We start from the raw sequence: 18694 nt of genomic DNA on the forward strand, positions 1-18694 counted from the left end.
CGGGAAAATCGTGGCTGCTGGCAGGATTTTCTCCTCAAACGCCTGTAAACGGATAAGCCTATATATTCGGCAACAAAGGGGCTTTCCATGTCACCGTCATCCATTATCGCGGCGCTGAAGAAATGCAACGAACCGACGCTTTCCTCGAAAGGGGATGAGAAGATGGAGCCGTCTATCAGCACGACAGACATACAGCCGGGAGATATCCTGTTGCTGCACTATGTACCTGAAGACAATAAAGTTGCCGAGATGCTGAAGCTTCTCAAGCTGGCACATCAAGCGGTTGAGGACTGGAAACACTGGACGAACTATGACAAGGAAACCCGTGAAACGCATTTTGCGGCCCTGATGCCGCTTATCCATTTTGCCATCACGGCGTTTGACAATAGCCGCTATTTCCATGCTGCAATTGTCGGGCAGGATGCGGATAATGAAAACGTCGTGATTGAGGCTGGCCCCAAAGGCATTATGCAGACAGCCCTCAAGGACTATTGGGATGGGCCGATCAGTGTCTACCGCTTCCATAAGGATGCGGTGTCCCTCGGCGACAAACTGCTGCCTGCGGGGCCAGTGCTAAAAAAAGCTTCTGACCTCTATAAGGCAGGCGACATTGAATACGGCTATTATCATGCAGGCCTTCTGGCTATCTGGTGCCTGTTCAAGGCAGGGGAAGACACTGTCTTGGACCACCTGCGTGCCGCCTTGGTGCTTGCGTTCGGGGCACAGGCCACAGATATGCTGTTCAAGCTTGTTGGGCCGGAAACTATCAAGTTATTCCTTGTGGATATTTTCCACCGCGCGCTTGACCGCTGGCGACAAAAAAAACACCTTGTTTGCTCTGAGATGGTGGCAGTTTGTTTTAATCAGGCAGACAGTCTGGGCACCTATAAAATAAGCCGCGAGCTCTGCAAAAGCGCACGTATTAATACCGCAGCCGAGCAGCAACCGAACCAGCCTGCGTTAAGCGAGGATGTTGAGAGCGCTATCCGCACACTGGCTGATGCCTTTGATGGCCTTGAAGTTGACCGGCCACTAAGGGCGGTTGATGTGGCCCTCGCGCTGGTAAGCAGTGACGTGCTCTACACACCGTCAGACCTTGAGCGGTCAGTGAGCACGTTTGATATCGGGCAGATGTAAAAGATACCGGGCTCGATGCCAACATGGGCTTAACGCCGAATCCACAAACCGGCACTTTTTGACACCACCCCGATTACCGCGGCGGTTTCTTTTAGGCTGACATTCGCAACGGCTTCACTTGCGCGAAAAATACCCGCCATGGATGCAGTATACCGCAGCAAGAAACCTCGCGGTAAAAACAAACCGAAAACAGGCCGGAAAATCCTGCCAATTAACCCCGACATTTCTGCCAATGCAGAAAATTCAAGGCTTCTGGCAGGATTTTTCGCCAATGTTCATGGGAACTTAGCAACAAGACAGGAATGCGCCCAACGAGACTAAAATGTCGAACCGAGCGCTGTTGATTAAAAAATGGCGGGAGGGACCCCATGACCAATTATAACTCAGTATTTGGAACTGGTCGCAAGGCGGCGCGCAATCTGCTGGTTATTGACCCAAACGTGAAAGAGGTAGATATCCTTTTACACGAGCTTTCGCGCGCCACTGAAGTTGTTTATCTCAATACCTACCAGAATCCCCTGTTCCAGATCGCGCAAGCGCTGGTATTCCACACTCGCATTGAAACAGTTCACATTCTTGCCCACGGCTCGCCGGGCATGCTGCACCTTGGCGGTGTGGATGTGGATGAAGCTTATCTTCGCACGCAGGAAGGCATGCTTGCTGCCATCGAGACACTGTTGCCCGACGATGCAAGTATCGCCCTTTGGGCCTGTTCTGTTGCGTGGACACCGCCGGGTGAGAGCTTCATTCGCGCATTGGCAGCCGCCACGGGTGCAGAGATTTATGCCACAGACCGGCCCGTGGGGGCTGCGTCCCTTGGCGGAGACTGGAATATTGGCGTGCCCGCACCGTTCACTGAGACGGCCCAGTCGTCTTATCCGCATACGCTGCCGATGTTTGATTTCTCAAGCGGTTCCCTTTCAAACGGCGATACGGTTTATACAGAGACGCAAGACGGTGTGACCATGACGGTCACCTTCACGGGCGGCACTGTAATTATGTCAAGCGTTGGCGGCGGAGGCGGCTCTGACGGTGTGTTTGTCTTCACGCCGGGTGGACAGTCTGTCACCAATGTGACGTTTGAGTTCTCTGAAAATATCAACATCGACAGCATTCAGCATATCGAGATTGATAACGTCGCCACTGGGAATCCGAAGTATCAGGTAACTGAAGGAAACCTGAAATCGATCACATTCGGAGTCGCTAATTTCAGCGAAATTAGTGGTGTTCAAGCCTTTAACCCAGGCTCATATTTTACCGACGCAGGCAATCTGATTGTCACGATGAGGGACGGGGGCACATTCAATCCTGGCTTTGATAATCTGGTTTTCAACCAATATGCCCCCGAATTCGACGATGCAGATGATACAGTTACCCTCGTACTTGATGAAAACGACGGTGCGACAACGATCACCGGCCTCGAGGCAACAGACGACAACGAGGGTGAGACGCTTACATGGACTGTTCTTTCCGGCCCCAACAAAGGCTCGGTTACCCTGACAGGCACGGCAACAGCAACGTCTGGCGGCGGGGATCTGCCGGGCACCTATACCTATACGCCTGACGCTGATGTTAGCGGTTCGGACAGCTTTACGGTGCAAGTATCAGATGGCATCGACACCGATACACTCACGGTGAATGTAACGATCACGCCGGATAATATCGCGCCGGTAATTACCTTGCCAGACGCCCCCGGGGTGATTGAGGACGACGAAGACGTCGCTATTGGCGATGCAATTGCCATTGCTGATGAAGACGACAACGACCAGACCGTAACGCTTACTGTAACGGGCGGCACGGTTTCGCTTGATGGCAGCGATCTTTCCTTCTCGGTTGGTGACGGCAACGACGATGCGGCCGTGACCTTCTCAGGCACATTGGCGGAGGTGAACGCGGCACTCGACAGCCTCACCTTTACACCAACAGCCAATGCTTACGGCGACGGAGCCGCTTCGATCCGCCTCCAGACAGCTGACGGTGCCGGTGGCAATGATGACGACACCCTCACGATTGATATCACTGCGGTTGATGACCCCATGGTCATTACCGGCGATACAAGCGGCAATATCGATGAAGATAACACCGGCACCGTTACCGGCACGCTGAACCTTTCCGACCCGGACGGGACCGAAAGCCTCTCGGGCTTCGCCTATGATGGTGATTATGGCCGGATCACCACAGAGTATGAAGGCGACTGGATCTACGACCTGAATGAAAGCCACGCTGACGTACAAGGCCTGACAGAAGGCGAAACGCTGACCGATGTGATAACGATCCAGACAGCAGACGGCGCCAACCAGGATATTACCATCACGATCAACGGGGCCGATGACCCGGGCTCGCTATCTGGCTTTGCTGGCAGCGTTACGGTGAATGAGGACGAAATCACCCTACTTGATGGCGATGTGACCTTCACCGACATTGATTCAAGCGGCGGCACGCTCACCGTTAGCGGCCTTTTGTCCGGTGACGTGGTATCTTTGCAGGATACCGGAAGCGGAAGCGGCGAAGTTGGTTTTTCGGGCACCAGTGTCACTTATGAGGGCGTGAGCGTTGGCACCACATCGGGCGGTGACGGCGACACCTTCTCCATTGCGCTGAACGCTAACGCGTCCGATGAAGTGGTTGACGCGCTTATCGAAGCGCTCACTTTCTCCGCCACAGATGACAGCCCGGTTGAAGCCCGCACCCTGACTCTGAATGTGGCTGACAAAGACGGCAACTCCGTGCTTGGCGGCGGTCAGGTTATAGAACGTGCATCGGGCGACAACCCCTTCTATGACAATACATATAGCAATCAATATACCGCGCCTACGATGGTGGATATTGATAATGACGGCGACATAGACCTGTTTGTCGGGTTTGGGAACGCGGGTGCCGGAATTCGGTTTTGGGAGAACGATGGCAGCGGCGACTTTACCGAGCAAACCGGCGCCAACAATCCGTTTAACGGGGTGGATTTTGGTACACGTGCGGCACCTACCTTCGCAGATATTGACGGCGACGGCGACAAGGACGCATTCGTAGGTATAAACGACGGCACCGTCCGCTTCTTTGAGAATACGGGCAGCGCCGCGACCCCAAGCTTTACAGAGCGCACAGACAGCGACAACCCGCTCAATGTTCTCGACGTGGGTAGCAAAGCAGCGCTTGCCTTTGGTGACCTGGATAATGATGGAGATCTCGACGCCTTCGCGGGTCAGGGGGACGGGTCTTTCACCTTCTTCCGGAACGACGGCAACGACGACAATGCTAACTTCACAGAGGTGAGCGGCAGCAGTAACCCGCTCGACGGCGTAGATCTAAGCTCAACATCGTCAATTGAGCTTATTGACATGGATAACGATGGCGATCTGGACGCCGTGCTTGGGCAAAACAGCGGCGATATCAGCTATTTTGAGAACACAGGCTCGACCAATAGTGCCAGCTTCACCGAGCGCACCGGCGACGACAACCCGTTAAATGATGTATCCGTTTATTATATCAGCAACGTGGCCTTAGGCGATATTGACGGCGACAGCGTATATGAGGCTGTTGTCGGCGCTTTTTCAGAGGACGACCTCCTGACCTACGACTTCACGGTCGGGCAATCGATCGATGTCGCCGTCACACCGGTTAACGATCCGTCTGTGATCACGGGCACAGATGCCCGCACCATCAACGAAGGCAGCACATCGATAAGCGGCGATTTGATCTCAAGCGACCCGGACGGTGATATCTATTTCACGGCAAGTGTTCAGGACGGTGATTATGGCAGCCTTTCCATCAATGCCTTCGGCAGCTGGACCTATACGCCAGACAGCAACAGCGATGACACGATTAATGAACTGGGTGCTGGCGACACGCTGGGCGACGGTTTCACCATTCAGTCTTCGGACGGGACCGAAAAATCAGTTAACGTCACTATCCGCGGCGTCAATGATGCGGCTGTCATCGGCGGTACCCTCGCAGCAAACCTTGACGACAATACAGACAGTATTGGCGGCACTGCGTCTGTCAGTGATGTGGACGGAGAAGACAGCTTCAACGCAGATACTTCAACCTCATCCTATGGCGACTTTGAAATCGCCGAAAACGGCGACTGGAGCTTTGACCTCAACAATGATTATAGCGTCGTTGATCAAATGCAGGAAGGTGACGAGATTGACCTGACCTATACCATTGAAGCAGACGATGGCACCCAAAGTTCGGTGGTTATAACGGTAACCGGTGCCAACGACGATTCCATTATCACCGGCACCACAACAGGTACGATTTTTGAAGGCGTGCCAACCACCAGCAATTACCTTGGCATCAATGATGTCGACAATGATGTTGCCTTCACTCCCGATACGATTGAGGGCGACCATGGCACGCTTACCATTGAAGCCAACGGCACCTGGACCTATGCGCTTGATAATACCAGCGATACGGTCAATGGGCTGACAGAGGGCGACACGCTTGGTGACACTGTCACGGTTTATGCGGACGACGGCAACAATGTCGATATCGACATTACGATCAGCGGCATAAACGATGCTGCTGTCTTCACGGGCGATGTCTCGGCCTATATGAATGAAGATACAGACACCTATTCAGGCACGCTGAATGTAAGTGATGTAGACGGCGCAGACAGCTTTACAGCCGAAACGCTGGAAGGCGATTTTGGCACCCTGACGATTGACGCAAACGGCGCCTGGACTTTCGACCTCAATAATGACCTCGATATTGTGGCGGGCCTGAGCCGCGACGACACCCTTGGTGACGGTATTGATGTCGAGGCCGCCGACGGCACCAAACGCGAAATATCCATGCTGATAACAGGCGTGAACGACGAACCAACGCTTACCGGTGTTGGAAGCGACTATATCTTCACGGAAGACACTCAAGGAAGCCTCGACCTGTCCGCCGTCAGTATCACTGATGTTGATACGAACGACACGCAAACACTGACCCTCACGGTCACCGGCGGCACGTTCACCGCACCTGCGGACGGCGCCAGTGTTGGCGACGGGGTAACAGCCACGCTGACGGACGCGCAAACGATCACCCTTGTGGGCAGCGCGGGTGACATCACCAGCTATCTGGATACCATAGGCAACGTTCAGTATACCGGGGCGGAAAATGCGGAAGGTGATAACGCCGCAACACTGACCGTCGCGGTCAACGACGGCAATGCCACAGTGAGCGAAAGCGCCAATGTGGATATCACCGCTGTTGATGACGAGGCCGTTGTATCCGGCACCTTCACCGGCGAGGTGGTTGAGGGTGATGAGGGTGATGGCGGCAGGGGCACGACAGCATCCGGCACGCTGTCGATCAGTGACGTGGACACGACAGACAACCCCAGCTTTGCGGATCAGGCCGCCACAGCGGGGGATAACGCCTACGGCACATTTGAGCTAACGGGTGGGGGCTGGATCTACAGGTTGGACCAAACCGCAGTGCAGGACCTGGACGCTGACGATATTGTCTCAGACACCATCACCTACACCGCATCAAACGACGCGGAACAACAAATCACAATAACAATTACCGGCACAGCTGATGACGCCGTTATCACCGGCACGTTCAGCGGCTCCGTATCTGAGCAGGCAACCTCGTCGGGCATAACAACAGGCACGCTGTCGATCAGCGATCTGGATGAAGACGACACCCCCACCTTCGCTGACCAGGGCGCCACAAGGGGCGATAACGGATACGGCAAGTTTGAACTCACTGGTGACACATGGACCTATACACTTGACCGTAATGCGGTTCAGGGGCAGGGCGCAGGCAGCAACCTGACAGACAGTATCACCTATGAAGCCACGGACGGTTCCACACAGGAAATAACCGTGACAGTCGTGGGGGCTAACGATACACCATCCTCGCCCTGGCTGATCTCAACCGGTGTTGACGAAAATACAAATGGCGCTTTTGTTGGCACCCTGAACGCTACCGACCCAGAAGGGGATGGCGTTAGCTTCTCTGTGGATGACCCGCGTTTCAAAGTGGTGGGTGACAAGCTCTATCTGGCTGACGATGTTGCGCTCAACCATGAAGAACTTCAAGAGCTTAGCATCAAAGTGACCGCGTCAGACGGCAACACAGGCAGGTCTGCCTTCCTGAACATTACCGTGAATGACCTGCCGGACGCTATTGTCAACAAGCCCACGGACAGCAATGATATGGTCATGGGTGGTGATGGTCGGGATACGCTGACAGGCGGCGCTGGCAATGACACACTTGATGGCGGCGACGGCGATGACACCATCCTGAAGGACAGCAACGACGACGGACAGGACATCATCGTTGGCGGCGCTGGCAACGACATGGTGCGGGCCGGTGGCGGCGATGACTTTATTGTGGGCGATGGCGCATCTGACGGCGCAACCCGCCAATCCCTCACACAAAACAGCGATACCTCAAGCGACGGCGCAGACACCATCCGTGGCGGCACAGGGGATGACACCATTCTCGGCGGCGGCTGGGATGATGACCTGATCGACGATAACGGTCGCTATGATGACGGCGAGGAAATAGAAAGCGGCACCGAACAAAACAATATCTGGGCTGGCGCAGGCAATGATGTGGGGGTGGGTTCCGGCGGCACTGACCTGATAGGCGGTAGCTCCGGTGATGACAAGCTGGTAGGTCTCGACGGCAACGATACCCTTTTTGGCCACATGGGCGATGACTTGATGCTTGGCGGTGCCGGGGATGATCTGGCCTTCAACGGCTCCGGCGCGGATACTGTCGATGGCGGTGCGGGCGATGACACGCTCTGGGCCAGCGCAGGCGACGACCAACTCACCGGCGGGGTGGGGGCAGACACCTTCTGTTTTGGCACGGTAAGCGGTAATGACGTGGTTACCGACTTTAACGCAGATGAGGACACGCTTGATCTGTCCTACCGTGCGTTTGAAAGCCTTGATGACGTATTCAGCGGGGCAAGCGAGACCAGCGTGAATGGGACAAGCGGTGTTATGCTCGACTTCGGGGGCGGTGAAAGCGCTTTCCTCGCCGGGTTAACGCTCAATGAGCTGAATAGCGCGCAAATCATCATATAGATGTACTTGCCCGCCTACATGTAGGCGGGCCACCGGGCGGCTTCAAAAAACAGGTTTAAATGGCCACCCTTTTTATTCTGGCTCCAATCGGGTACCACTTTAGCGGCGAACACAAAATGCTGAACACGGAGCAATACAGTTATGGCGGTAAAAGTGCTGTTTGTCTGCATGGGCAATATATGCAGGTCCCCCATGGCGGAAGGAGCCTTCAGGCGCGCGACCGAACAGGCCAACCTTGCCGAACAATTCAGTATCGATAGCGCTGGTACCATTGGCTACCATGCAGGGTCAGCGCCCGATGACCGCGCAATTGCCACCGCGAAAAAACGAGGCGTTAATATCGCGGACCAACGTTCACGAAAGGTGACAGAAGGGGATTTCGCAGCGTTTGATTATATTCTGGCCATGGACCATGACAACTACAGCGACCTGATGGAACGCTGCCCGGATGAATTTAAGGCGCGTATCAGCCTGTTTCTCTCACATGCGCCGGACCTGCCGCTTGATGAAATGCCAGACCCCTATTATGGTCACCGCGACCAGTTTGACACCTGCTATCTAGCCGCTATGGACGCATCGGAAGGCTTGCTGATCAAAATCAAGAACGAACGGTTCTAGGCCGTGGCCTCTCTGCTTGCCAAACAGCTTGAAAAAGCGCTCGGCTCAGCGGTTATTGGCTCACGTCCGATGCGTGGCGGCGACATCGCCGATGTATCGCTTTTGACATTGGCTGGCGGGCACAAAGTTGTCGCCAAACGCCCACGCGGTGACCAGCCGGACACCACTGCGGTTGAAGCAATGATGCTCAAGCACCTCAGCACGCATTCAGATTTGCCAGTGCCCAAGGTGCTTTTTCAAAACGCTGGTATCCTTGTCATCAGCCACATCCCTCATGCGGGCATAAGGGAACCTGAAAAAGCGGCAAAAAGCGTAGCCGCGCACGTGGCAAGCCTCCATGGCAACCTCTCCAGCGACAAGACGGCGCCGTATGGTTTTAAAGCCGACACCTACATCGGCCCACTGGTGCAGCAAAACCGTCCGGCACGTGATTGGGTTACATTCTTTACCGAACACCGCCTGATGGCGATGGCGACAAGCTGTCACCGCACGGACAAGTTTGGGGCTGAGCTGTTAGCGCGCATTGAAACCCTGGCGACCAAGTTGCCAGACATATTACCGAAAGCGCCGGCTGCGAGCCTGCTTCACGGCGACCTGTGGGCAGGCAATATATTGATCGATGGCGATATGGCCGCAGGTTTTATCGACCCCGCCATATCCTATGGCCATGGCGAGATGGACCTTGCCTTCATCGCGCTTATGGGTGGGCTTGAGCACTCGTTCTTTGACACCTACCACTGCCACCGACCTATCGAATCCGGTTTTTTCGAAGAACGTAAGGCGATCTATCAGCTATGGCCGCTTCTGGTACATGTGCGGCTGTTTGGCGGGGGGTATGTCCGGCAGGTGGCCAGCATCCTGGATCAGTTCGGCGTTTAGGCTTCCTGCGGTCCTGGCACGCCGTCCTCAATCACGAACCGTTTGAGTGTTTCAGCCTTCAGTTCAGGCACCATCACATCGCCCACCGTTCTCAGGTCAGCGGTCCAGCGCTCCCGGTCCACGTTTACGAGCGTGTAGCCACGGTGGCGACCTTCATAAAGCTTGATATGCGGGTTTTCGGGAATGGACGGCATATTCCGCTGCCAGTACCAGTTGCTACTGGTGATGGAGGTTGCGACAAATTCCGACGCAACCGTTTTAGATTTTGGGTTATCAAAGTCGCGTTTGACGTCACAGACGTAATTGGCATGCACATCCCCGCCGATGATCACCGGGTTTGAGACCGCACGGTCTTCAAACATCTTCAGCACCTTCTCGCGGGATACAGTATAACCGTCCCAATATTCGCTACCGATCAACTCCCCGTCACCGGGTTTATAGTCGTGTTTGGAAAACAGCATACCCTGCGCCATCACGTTCCATTTGGCCCCGGCACGACCCATGCCGCCTAGTAACCATTTTTCCTGCTCCGTGCCCAGAATGGTGCGGCTCGGGTCAAAGCGGTCTGCGCATTTGCCGTCAATCAGTTGCCAGCCACCTTCCTCCGGTGTCTGGCAAGGCTGGTCCGTGCGGTACTGGCGTGTATCCAGCATGTTGATTTCCATCAGGTTGCCGATACTGGTGCGACCAAAGATCGTGGCGTCTGCTCCAATCGGCGCTGCAGCGCGCCTCAGCGGCAAATGCTCGTAATAGGCCTTGTATGCCGCCGCACGGCGCTTGAGAAACTCTTTGCTGTCTTCGAAAAACTGCCCCTGATCAGCAGCATAGTCATTCGCGACCTCATGATCATCCCATGTGAACAGCCAGCTTGTGTGTGCATGCGCGGCCTGTAGGTCGCTGTCGAGCTTGTAAGCGGCGTGCATGGCACGGTAACTGTTCAAGTCATTGGCTTCCACCACCGGCGTGCGGCGCAGCGGTGCGCTGTAGGACTTCTCATAGATATAATCTCCCAGATGGACGATCAGCTCCACATCCTGCGCCACCATATCGCGGTAGGCCTTGAAATAACCTTCAGTATAATTCTGGCATGAACAGAAGGCGAAACGGAAACGGTCCAACGGTGCCATAAAGGCAGGCATCGTGCGGGCGCGGCCGACGGGGCTGACCTCATCACCTGCGCGGAAACGGTAGTAATAGGGTCGCCCAGGCGCGAGGCCGGTCACGTCCACGTGCACAGCGTGTGCGTTTTCCGCATACGCCACGGCCGCGCCTTTTTGCACGACCTTCCTGAAACCTTCATCCTCGGCCACCTGATAGGCAACTGGTATCGGCTCATGGCCCGCAGCACCAGCATCAAGCGGGTCTGGCGCAAGTCGGGTCCAGATCACAAAACCGGTTGGCAGCGGATCACCCGACGCAACACCCAAAGTGAAGGGATAAGAGATAAACCGTGGCTTGCCACTGATCCACGCGGGCGTGGCCAAAAGCGGTGCGGAAAAGGCGGCCAGCCCCATAAGGCTGGCGCCACGCATAAACTGCCGCCGTGAAAAACGGTTCATAAAATCCCCTCCACCTTCAGGTCACTGGCATATAGTCTACGCCATCCGACCTCCTGATAAAGAGGCTTTATCTCACTATCATGACAAGCGCGCTCATGACGGGCATGCGACTTGCCTAGAAGGCAGGCTCTAGCACCCAGCCAAATTCACGGCCCATGTGATAGGCTTGCTCGGCATCACCGGCCTCCGGCTCCGTCTCAAGCGCGCGGCCAAACCGGCTTTCAACGGTATAGTAAGAGCCTTCATTGGTGCGCTGGCTTGAAAACAGGGTAAAATGCTGCACTGTCTCGGCTGGTGTATAAAGGTTCTCACCGTGCAGGAGCCAGTCCCCAATGCGGGCCTGCGCACCGCGCCTGAACCGCGCCAGGGTAACATGCGGCTTGTATTTGCGCCGCTCTACATCCACATCGACCCGCGCGAGCGCATTGACGATCTTCTCATGCAGGTGCACCAGCGGCGCTTTGTCTTCAACACCCACCCAGAGGCATTTAGGCTGCTTGGGCTTGCCAAAAAGCCCGACGCCCCTCAGAGCAAAATCAAACGGGTTCACGGAAACGCGGGAAAGTTCTCCTTCAATTTCATGCAGGGCTTTCTTCGGCACATCGCCAATGAAAGCGAGAGTGAGGTGGAGCTGGTCATCCCGTTGCCAGTGCGCGCCTTCGACGCCACCGCGAACCTCTGAGAGCGCGTCTCTGATAGTCTCCGGAATTTCCAGGCCGACGAACAAACGTACCATGGTCGACCTCCCTTCGATCAATATCGTGGGGCCGAGGTGCCCCGACCCACAAACTGTAGCGTATTATTTACTGAAAGGGAATCATGTATGTCTCGTGAAATTTTTGTGACCCAGCGTGGCCTACGTTGCCCGTTGCGGCACACAGACACATGGACGCCGCACAAAAGCGAAGCTACGGTCAAGCGGCAAGGAGGACTGAAAGACAGAGAGGGAACGATAAGACAATGAACAGCTATCTTGCACTGGCAGCGCTCATATGCGCCATCACCGTGGCTTTTCACTGCGTCGCTGGCGGCAGGCGGGTCATAAAGCCGATGCTGGCGGTGGCAGGCCTGAATAAAACCATGAAAGCGGTTCTATACGGCTGCTGGCACGCCTTTACCTTGCTCTACATCGGCGTAGCGGCGGGTTTTCTCTGGGCAGCCATATCGCCGGAGGTGCGGCTTCTCGCCCAAGCTGCCAATTTGCTGACAGCGGGTCTCAGCGCGCTTAGCATCTTTGTTACGCTCAGGTTCAGAGAGCGTCTCGTGCGCCTGCCACACTGGCTTTTGTTCGGGCTTGCGTCGCTATTTGGCGCACTGGGAACACAATAAGCTTATTCAGCCAGCAGTTTCTTCACCACCGGGCCAATTTTACTCACCATAATTTTCACCCCTTGGGCATTGGGGTGCATACCGTCAGACTGGTTAAGTGATGCGTCGGCCGCGACCCCTTCCAGAAAGAAGGGGTAAAGCGGCATGTCATATTTATCAGCCACATCCTTGAAAATCGGGTTGAACACCTGAGCATACTCAGCCCCAAGATTGGGCGGTGCCATCATGCCTGCCACCAACACCGTCACATCGCGAGCAGCCAGTTCAGCGACCATGGCGTCGATATTCTCTGCGGTGATATTGGGGTCGATACCGCGCAGACCGTCATTGGCGCCAAGCTCCAAAATCACCAGGTCGGGCTTGCCGTCCTTCACCGGCGCGAGACCCCAGTCAAGCCGGGCGCGGCCGCCCGATGACGTGTCGCCCGAGACACCGGCGTTTATCACCCGCACCTTGCGAGCCGAGTTCTCATCAAGCCAAGCCTGAAGCTGGTCAGTGAAACCTTCGCCGGGGGCGAGGCCGTAGCCCGCAGTGAGACTGTCGCCAAAAGCGACGATTTCGGCCGTAGTCCCCTCATCTGCCTGCACTTTATTGCTCCCTGTGCCAAAAATTGCGCAAAGGGCAATAAGTGCGGTAAATAATTTAATCAGGGGTTGGCGATTGACCATCATAGGTCCAGCTCCTAGCTATAGACGTAATAAAAACGATACACTCGAACAAAAATAATTGGCAGCGAAGGACGTAAATTTCAATGGTAGAGGCAAAAGCCATCATCCAGCTTAAGGATGTCTCCCTCACGCTTGAGAGCGGTGCGGGCCCCGTCAACATCTTAAAAAACATCAGTTTTGGCATCATGGCCGGTGAAAGTGTCGGCATTGTGGGCCCTTCAGGCAGCGGTAAATCATCGCTCATGAGCCTGATGACCGGGCTTGAGCAAGCCACCGGCGGCAGCGTGACCGTTGATGGCCTTTTGCTGGACGGCGCTGACGAAGACACGCTCGCACGTCACCGGCTGAGCCGTGTCGGCATCGTCATGCAGGCCTTCCACCTGATCCCGACCATGACAGCGCTGGAAAATGTTGCCGTGCCGCTTGAACTGGCTGGCGTGAACGACGCCTTTGACCGTGCCTCGCACGAGCTTGAATCCGTGGGCCTTGCGCACCGCATGGAACATTACCCCGCCCAGCTTTCAGGAGGCGAACAGCAGCGTGTTGCCCTTGCCCGTGCGATGGCACCCCAGCCTGCTATCCTGTTTGGTGATGAGCCCACCGGCAACCTCGACGGTAAAACCGGCCGCGCCATCATTGACCTGATTTTCGACCTGTCAGAACAGCGCGGCTCAACCCTGGTGCTTGTCACCCACGACCCGGCTTTGGCCGACCGCTGCGACCGCGTAATCTCAATGTCAGACGGCAATATTGTCGACGATACCGGCAACACAAAATCGGTGCAGATCAAAGATGAAGCTCCCAGCAAAGTGAAGGGTGGCAAATGATCACGCGCAGCCCTGCCATGCCAGTGGCGCTGAAACTGGCCCTGAGGGAGTTGCGTGGCGGCCTCTCGGGATTTCGTATTTTTATGGCCTGCCTGATTTTGGGCGTGACGGCCATTGCGGCCGTTGGCTCGCTGACCCGCGCCATTACCGAAGGCATGGAACGCGAAGGACAATCCATCCTTGGCGGCGATATGGAGATTAATATCTTCCAGCGCGAAGCGGGTGTTGAGCTGCTGACCTGGGTTGAAGACAAAGGCACGCTTTCGGTGTCCGCGCGGCTGCGCACCATGGCGCATTTCAAGGATGGCGGCACGTCAACCCTGGTGGAACTGCGCGCGGTTGACGGGCTTTACCCGCTCTACGGTAATTTTGAAACCATCCCACAGCTTGATAATAACGCCCTGTTTGAAGAACGTGGGGGGCGCTGGGGCGCGGCGATCGATCCATTGCTTGCGGACCGGCTGGGCGTTGCGCTTGGCGACACCTTGAGTTTCGGCGCCATTCAGGCCGACATTCGCGCCTTCATTGAGCATGAGCCCGACAAAGCCAACCTTGGTTTCCAGCTTGGTCCGTCGGTAATGATCCGCCACAAGGCGCTGGCTGAAACCGGCCTTGTAACCACTGGCAGCCTGATCAACCATTATTACAAGATTAAACTGAACCCCGGCACCGATATTGAAGCCGCCAAGGAAAGCCTGAGCGCAGCCTTCCCTGACGAGACCTGGCGCGTGCGTGACCGCTCCACCAGCGCACCGGGCCTCAGGCGCTTTGTCGACCAGATGGGCATGTTTCTGACCCTTGTTGGCATTTCTGCCCTTGTGGTGGGTGGTGTGGGTGTGGGTAACGCCGTTAAAGGGTATATGGACCGCAAGACACGTACCATCGCCACGCTCAAGATTTTGGGCGCAGACGGCAGTGTTATCTTTAAAACCTACTTCTTTCAGGTTGTCATCATGGGGCTGGTCGCCATTGCCATTGGCACTGTTGTGGGCGCATTCCTCCCGGGTGTGCTGGCCATGTTCCTGCCCGACAGCTTACCGGTCAAGCCAGAAGGCGGTGTCTACCCGGTGGCTTTGGCACTGGCGGCGCTGTATGGCCTGATGATCACTATCGCCTTCACCGTTTGGCCGCTGGGTAAGGCCCGCGACCTACCTGCCGTGCGCCTGTTCCGGGCGCTCGTCGCACCCGAGACCCGCTGGCCGCGTTTTATCTATACCGCCACTATTTTTGGTGCCGCGCTTGTGGTCGTGCTGCTGGCCGTTGGTATGTCGGACAATCGCGGTCTCGCGGCGGGCTTCATGATTGGTGCGGGTATAACACTTGGCATCCTGCGCGGCATTAGCTGGCTGATCGAACGGGGTGCCGCCAAGGCGCCACGATCAAAAAACGCACTAAGGCGTATGGCGATTGCCAACCTGCACCGGCCCGGCGCTGCCACCGGTGCTGTCGTGCTGTCGCTTGGGCTTGGCCTCACGCTTTTTGCCAGCCTCGCGCTGATTGAAGGCAACCTTGAAGCTCGCTTGTCGGAACAAGTACCGGAAGAGGCGCCGGCCTTCTTCTTCCTTGACATCCAGCGGGCACAACTACCCGACTTTGAGGCCACCGTTGCTGGCATTGACGATGTGCAGGACCTTGTGACCGTACCCAACCTTAGGGGCCGCGTTATTCGCCTGAACGGTGTGAAGGCCGAGGACGTGGAGGTTGATCCCGAGGTGCGCTGGGTTTTACGCGGTGACCGCGGCCTCACCTACATGAGCGACCTGGGTAAGGGCAGCAAAGTGGTGGAGGGCGAATGGTGGCCAGCGGATTATGCGGGCGGGCCTGAGGTCAGCCTTGGCAAGGAAGTTGCTGACGGCCTCGGCCTCAAGATTGGCGACGTCATTACGGTGTCAGTCCTTGGGCGCGAGATCACCGCCACCATTCGCTCGTTGCGCGAAATCAACTGGGGCACCTTCGGTTTCAACTTCGTTATTCTGTTTGATCCCAACACGCTCAAGGCCGCGCCGCATACATACATGGCAACCCTGAAGGCAGGGGGGGACGCGGAAGTCGTCGCCCACAGGGCGATCACCAGCAAGTTCCCCGGCGTCACCGCTGTGCGCATGAAAGAAGTACTTTCAAGCGTGAATACCATGATGGAACAAATCGGCATCGCCGTGCGCGCCACTGCGGCCGTTGCCATCATTGCAGGCATTTTGGTACTGGCGGGTGCTATCGCCGCCGGGTTCCGGCAACGGGTTTACGAATCAGTGATTTTGAAAGTCATCGGCGCGGTCAGAGGGCAGATCCTCGGCGCTTACCTTTTGGAATATGCGCTGATCGGGCTTATCACAGCAACTATTGCGCTCGCGCTTGGCTCTCTGGCCGGGTGGCTGGTAGTGGAATTTGTCATGGAGATGGAATTCAGTTTCCTGCCATGGCCAATGGTCTTTACCGTGACCGTCAGCCTTTTGATCACCGTGCTTTTTGGCCTTGGATCAAGCTTCCGGGCGCTTTCAGCCAAACCGAACCAGGTGCTACGCACAGAATAAAGCGGATAAAATCGGCGTGAGCGATGTCCGATTGCGGTTGAAAGCATCGGGCTTCGTCGCCATATTAAGCTCAAACTAACAACCAGCTCATGAGGAGCAGAAATGGTACAACGCTTTAATACGCAATATGGCGCGCAAACCCGTGCGCAAACTGCGGAATTTGATGAAGGCCTGCGCGCCTACATGCTGAAGGTCTATAACTATATGGCCTCCGGTGTATTGTTGACAGGTATTGTTGCCCTGTTGACCGCCAGCAGCCCCGATATGATGAATGCCATCTTCGGCAGCGGTCTGCGCTGGATCGTTGCCCTTGCACCACTGGCTTTTGTCATGGTCATGAGCTTCGGCGTGAATAAACTTTCGGCCGGGGCCTTGCAGATGATCTTCTGGGCATTTGCCGCCACAATGGGCTTGTCGATGGCGTCAATATTCGTCCTTTACACGGGGCCAAGCATTGCACGCACGTTCTTCATTACGGCGGCCGCATTTGGGGCGCTTAGCCTCTATGGTTATACGACGAAGAAAAGCCTGTCGGGCATGGGCACGTTCCTGTTCATGGGCCTGATCGGTCTCATCATCGCCAGCGTGGTGAATATCTTCCTTGCCTCAACCATGATGCAGTTTGTCATCTCGGTTGCCGGTGTGCTGATCTTCGCTGGCCTCACCGCCTATGACACGCAGCGCATCAAGGAAAGCTATTACATGATGACGACCGGGCAAGCTGTTGCCAAAGGTGCGATCATGGGTGCCGTGAGCCTGTATCTGGATTTTGTGAACCTGTTCATGTTCCTGCTGCAGTTCCTTGGCAATCGCGAATAACCATACGCAGCAACAAAGTTTGAAAAGCCCGGCCCCGTGCCGGGCTTTTTATTGTTCAGCCCTGCAATAACCGTCACTCACATATTGCAAAATACGCCAGCTGCTTTACGCTTGTCTAACGTTGTCATTACGGCTGGGGATTTGGGGCATGGCAAAACAGCGGCTTTTATCGCTTGATGTATTTCGTGGTCTTGCCGTCATCGGCATGATTTTTGTGAACAGCGTAGCGGTGTTCCACTACCGTGCAGATGTACCCGCCTATGGCCTTTTTCTACACGCGCCGTGGGCGGGGCTTACGGTTGCGGACCTTGTGTTCCCTTTCTTCATTTTTATGGTGGGCGTATCCTTGCCCTTTGCGTTGCCTGCCGAAAAAGGCCTTCCTGCACGCGCCGTTGTGCTCAAGCTTCTCAAACGTGCCTGCCTACTGTTTCTGATCGGCCTTGCACTGACCCTTTCCTTTGCCGACTGGGGGCAACCCATAAGGCTTCTTGGCGTCTTGCAGCGCATCGGCCTCACCTTCCTTGGCGCGGCGCTCTTCTTTATCAGCTTTGGCTGGCGCGCGCAGGTGGCTGCAATCATTGTCATTCTTGCGGGTTATGCCGTGCTGCAGATGACCCCTTTCCCCGACGTGCCGCTTGACCTTATGGCACCCGGCCAGAACTTTTCCAGCTGGTTCGACCGACTTGTTCTGGGTGACCATGTGTATGCCCGCAACGCAGCGGTGCCCTATGAACCGGAAGGCCTTCTGGGTACGCTGCCCAGCATTGCGCAGGCGCTTATGGGCGCACTGACCGGCACACTTATACGCGCCCGGGGCTGCACCAAAGCGACCTTGCGCCAGTTGTGCGCCGCCGGGCTGGTGTTCACCGTCCTTGGGTTTGCGCTTGCGCCCCTTCACCCCATCGTCAAGGCTACATGGTCATCCACCTTTGTGCTGGCGACAAGCGGCCTGGCGCTTCTGGTTTTCGCAGCGCTTATCTGGTGCCTGGACATCAAAGGATGGCGCGGGAGCTGTGCAACGTTTGCGCAAGCATTTGGCATCAACGCCATCACGGCCTACGTCGCACATACCTATCTGATGGCGCCGCTTTTGCTGAATGACGGGACGTTGGCACTTCAGGAAAAGCTCTCATCCCTGCTTCCGGCGGAACTGGCCATGCTAGTGCCTGTCATGGTGGTCGTGCTGGTATCATGGACCCCGGTTGCACTCATGAAACGCAAGGGCATCATCCTGAAGGTATAGCCGCGTGCGGCCTGCATCAGAAAAGCAATGACTTACCGTTTCATTTCCGCAAC

At 55.9% G+C, this 18694-nt stretch carries 12 protein-coding genes; 9 read left to right on the forward strand and 3 right to left on the reverse strand.

Annotation, left to right across the window (positions count from 1 at the left end; genetic code table 11):
- The first annotated feature begins 87 nt into the window (after positions 1-87).
- From ACN0VM_RS05645 to ACN0VM_RS05660, 4 genes are all read left to right on the forward strand, one after another.
- Positions 88-1137, forward strand: coding sequence for a hypothetical protein (locus ACN0VM_RS05645; RefSeq protein ID WP_417449879.1), 1050 nt, complete (start codon positions 88-90; stop codon positions 1135-1137).
- Positions 1138-1505: 368 nt separating this feature from the next.
- Positions 1506-8168: a VCBS domain-containing protein gene (locus ACN0VM_RS05650; RefSeq protein WP_417449880.1), complete on the forward strand. Its 6663-nt coding sequence runs from the start codon at positions 1506-1508 to the stop codon at positions 8166-8168.
- 141 nt (positions 8169-8309) lie between these two features.
- The gene (locus ACN0VM_RS05655) at positions 8310-8786 is read left to right on the forward strand and encodes a low molecular weight protein-tyrosine-phosphatase (protein ID WP_417449881.1); all 477 of its coding nucleotides are present in this window, start codon (positions 8310-8312) and stop codon (positions 8784-8786) included.
- Between the two features lie 3 nt (positions 8787-8789).
- Complete coding sequence (locus tag ACN0VM_RS05660) at positions 8790-9665, forward strand: fructosamine kinase family protein (protein ID WP_417449882.1); 876 nt, start codon at positions 8790-8792, stop codon at positions 9663-9665.
- Here the strand turns inward: ACN0VM_RS05660 and ACN0VM_RS05665 are convergent.
- Positions 9662-11224, reverse strand: coding sequence for an alkaline phosphatase D family protein (locus ACN0VM_RS05665; protein ID WP_417449883.1), 1563 nt, complete (start codon positions 11222-11224; stop codon positions 9662-9664). The genes ACN0VM_RS05660 and ACN0VM_RS05665 overlap by 4 nt on opposite strands.
- A 115-nt stretch (positions 11225-11339) precedes the next feature.
- A complete protein-coding gene (gene thpR, locus ACN0VM_RS05670) occupies positions 11340-11960 on the reverse strand; it encodes an RNA 2',3'-cyclic phosphodiesterase (protein ID WP_417449884.1) in 621 nt (206 codons plus the stop codon).
- Between the two features lie 224 nt (positions 11961-12184).
- Between thpR and ACN0VM_RS05675 the strand changes: the two genes are divergently transcribed.
- On the forward strand, positions 12185-12553 hold the full coding sequence (locus tag ACN0VM_RS05675; protein ID WP_417449885.1) for a hypothetical protein: 369 nt from the start codon (positions 12185-12187) through the stop codon (positions 12551-12553).
- 2 nt (positions 12554-12555) lie between these two features.
- Here ACN0VM_RS05675 and ACN0VM_RS05680 read toward each other — a convergent pair whose 3' ends face one another.
- The gene (locus ACN0VM_RS05680; RefSeq protein ID WP_417449886.1) at positions 12556-13224 is read right to left on the reverse strand and encodes an arylesterase; all 669 of its coding nucleotides are present in this window, start codon (positions 13222-13224) and stop codon (positions 12556-12558) included.
- A gap of 80 nt (positions 13225-13304) precedes the next feature.
- Between ACN0VM_RS05680 and ACN0VM_RS05685 the strand changes: the two genes are divergently transcribed.
- The 4 genes from ACN0VM_RS05685 to ACN0VM_RS05700 all read left to right on the forward strand — a co-directional run bounded on the left by ACN0VM_RS05685 (position 13305) and on the right by ACN0VM_RS05700 (position 18641).
- Positions 13305-14048, forward strand: coding sequence for an ABC transporter ATP-binding protein (locus ACN0VM_RS05685; RefSeq protein WP_417449887.1), 744 nt, complete (start codon positions 13305-13307; stop codon positions 14046-14048).
- The gene (locus ACN0VM_RS05690) at positions 14045-16579 is read left to right on the forward strand and encodes an ABC transporter permease (RefSeq protein ID WP_417449888.1); all 2535 of its coding nucleotides are present in this window, start codon (positions 14045-14047) and stop codon (positions 16577-16579) included. The genes ACN0VM_RS05685 and ACN0VM_RS05690 overlap by 4 nt, the downstream gene beginning before the upstream one ends.
- A 102-nt stretch (positions 16580-16681) precedes the next feature.
- Positions 16682-17398, forward strand: coding sequence for a Bax inhibitor-1/YccA family protein (locus ACN0VM_RS05695; RefSeq protein WP_417449889.1), 717 nt, complete (start codon positions 16682-16684; stop codon positions 17396-17398).
- A 148-nt stretch (positions 17399-17546) separates the two neighbouring features.
- On the forward strand, positions 17547-18641 hold the full coding sequence (locus ACN0VM_RS05700) for an acyltransferase family protein (RefSeq protein ID WP_417449890.1): 1095 nt from the start codon (positions 17547-17549) through the stop codon (positions 18639-18641).
- Positions 18642-18694: the final 53 nt, after the last annotated feature.

The sequence above is a fragment of the Kordiimonas sp. genome (assembly GCF_048260245.1).
Taxonomy (GTDB): Bacteria; Pseudomonadota; Alphaproteobacteria; order Sphingomonadales; family Kordiimonadaceae; genus Kordiimonas.

Coding starts and splice junctions, on each gene's coding strand:
- ACN0VM_RS05690 (WP_417449888.1), top strand. CDS start 14,045: ATGATCACGCGCAGCCCTGCCATGCCAGTGGCGCTGAAACTGGCCCTG.
- ACN0VM_RS05665 (WP_417449883.1), bottom strand. CDS start 11,224: ATGAACCGTTTTTCACGGCGGCAGTTTATGCGTGGCGCCAGCCTTATG.
- ACN0VM_RS05685 (WP_417449887.1), top strand. CDS start 13,305: ATGGTAGAGGCAAAAGCCATCATCCAGCTTAAGGATGTCTCCCTCACG.
- ACN0VM_RS05680 (WP_417449886.1), bottom strand. CDS start 13,224: ATGATGGTCAATCGCCAACCCCTGATTAAATTATTTACCGCACTTATT.
- ACN0VM_RS05650 (WP_417449880.1), top strand. CDS start 1,506: ATGACCAATTATAACTCAGTATTTGGAACTGGTCGCAAGGCGGCGCGC.
- ACN0VM_RS05655 (WP_417449881.1), top strand. CDS start 8,310: ATGGCGGTAAAAGTGCTGTTTGTCTGCATGGGCAATATATGCAGGTCC.
- ACN0VM_RS05700 (WP_417449890.1), top strand. CDS start 17,547: ATGGCAAAACAGCGGCTTTTATCGCTTGATGTATTTCGTGGTCTTGCC.
- ACN0VM_RS05695 (WP_417449889.1), top strand. CDS start 16,682: ATGGTACAACGCTTTAATACGCAATATGGCGCGCAAACCCGTGCGCAA.
- ACN0VM_RS05675 (WP_417449885.1), top strand. CDS start 12,185: ATGAACAGCTATCTTGCACTGGCAGCGCTCATATGCGCCATCACCGTG.
- ACN0VM_RS05645 (WP_417449879.1), top strand. CDS start 88: ATGTCACCGTCATCCATTATCGCGGCGCTGAAGAAATGCAACGAACCG.
- thpR (WP_417449884.1), bottom strand. CDS start 11,960: ATGGTACGTTTGTTCGTCGGCCTGGAAATTCCGGAGACTATCAGAGAC.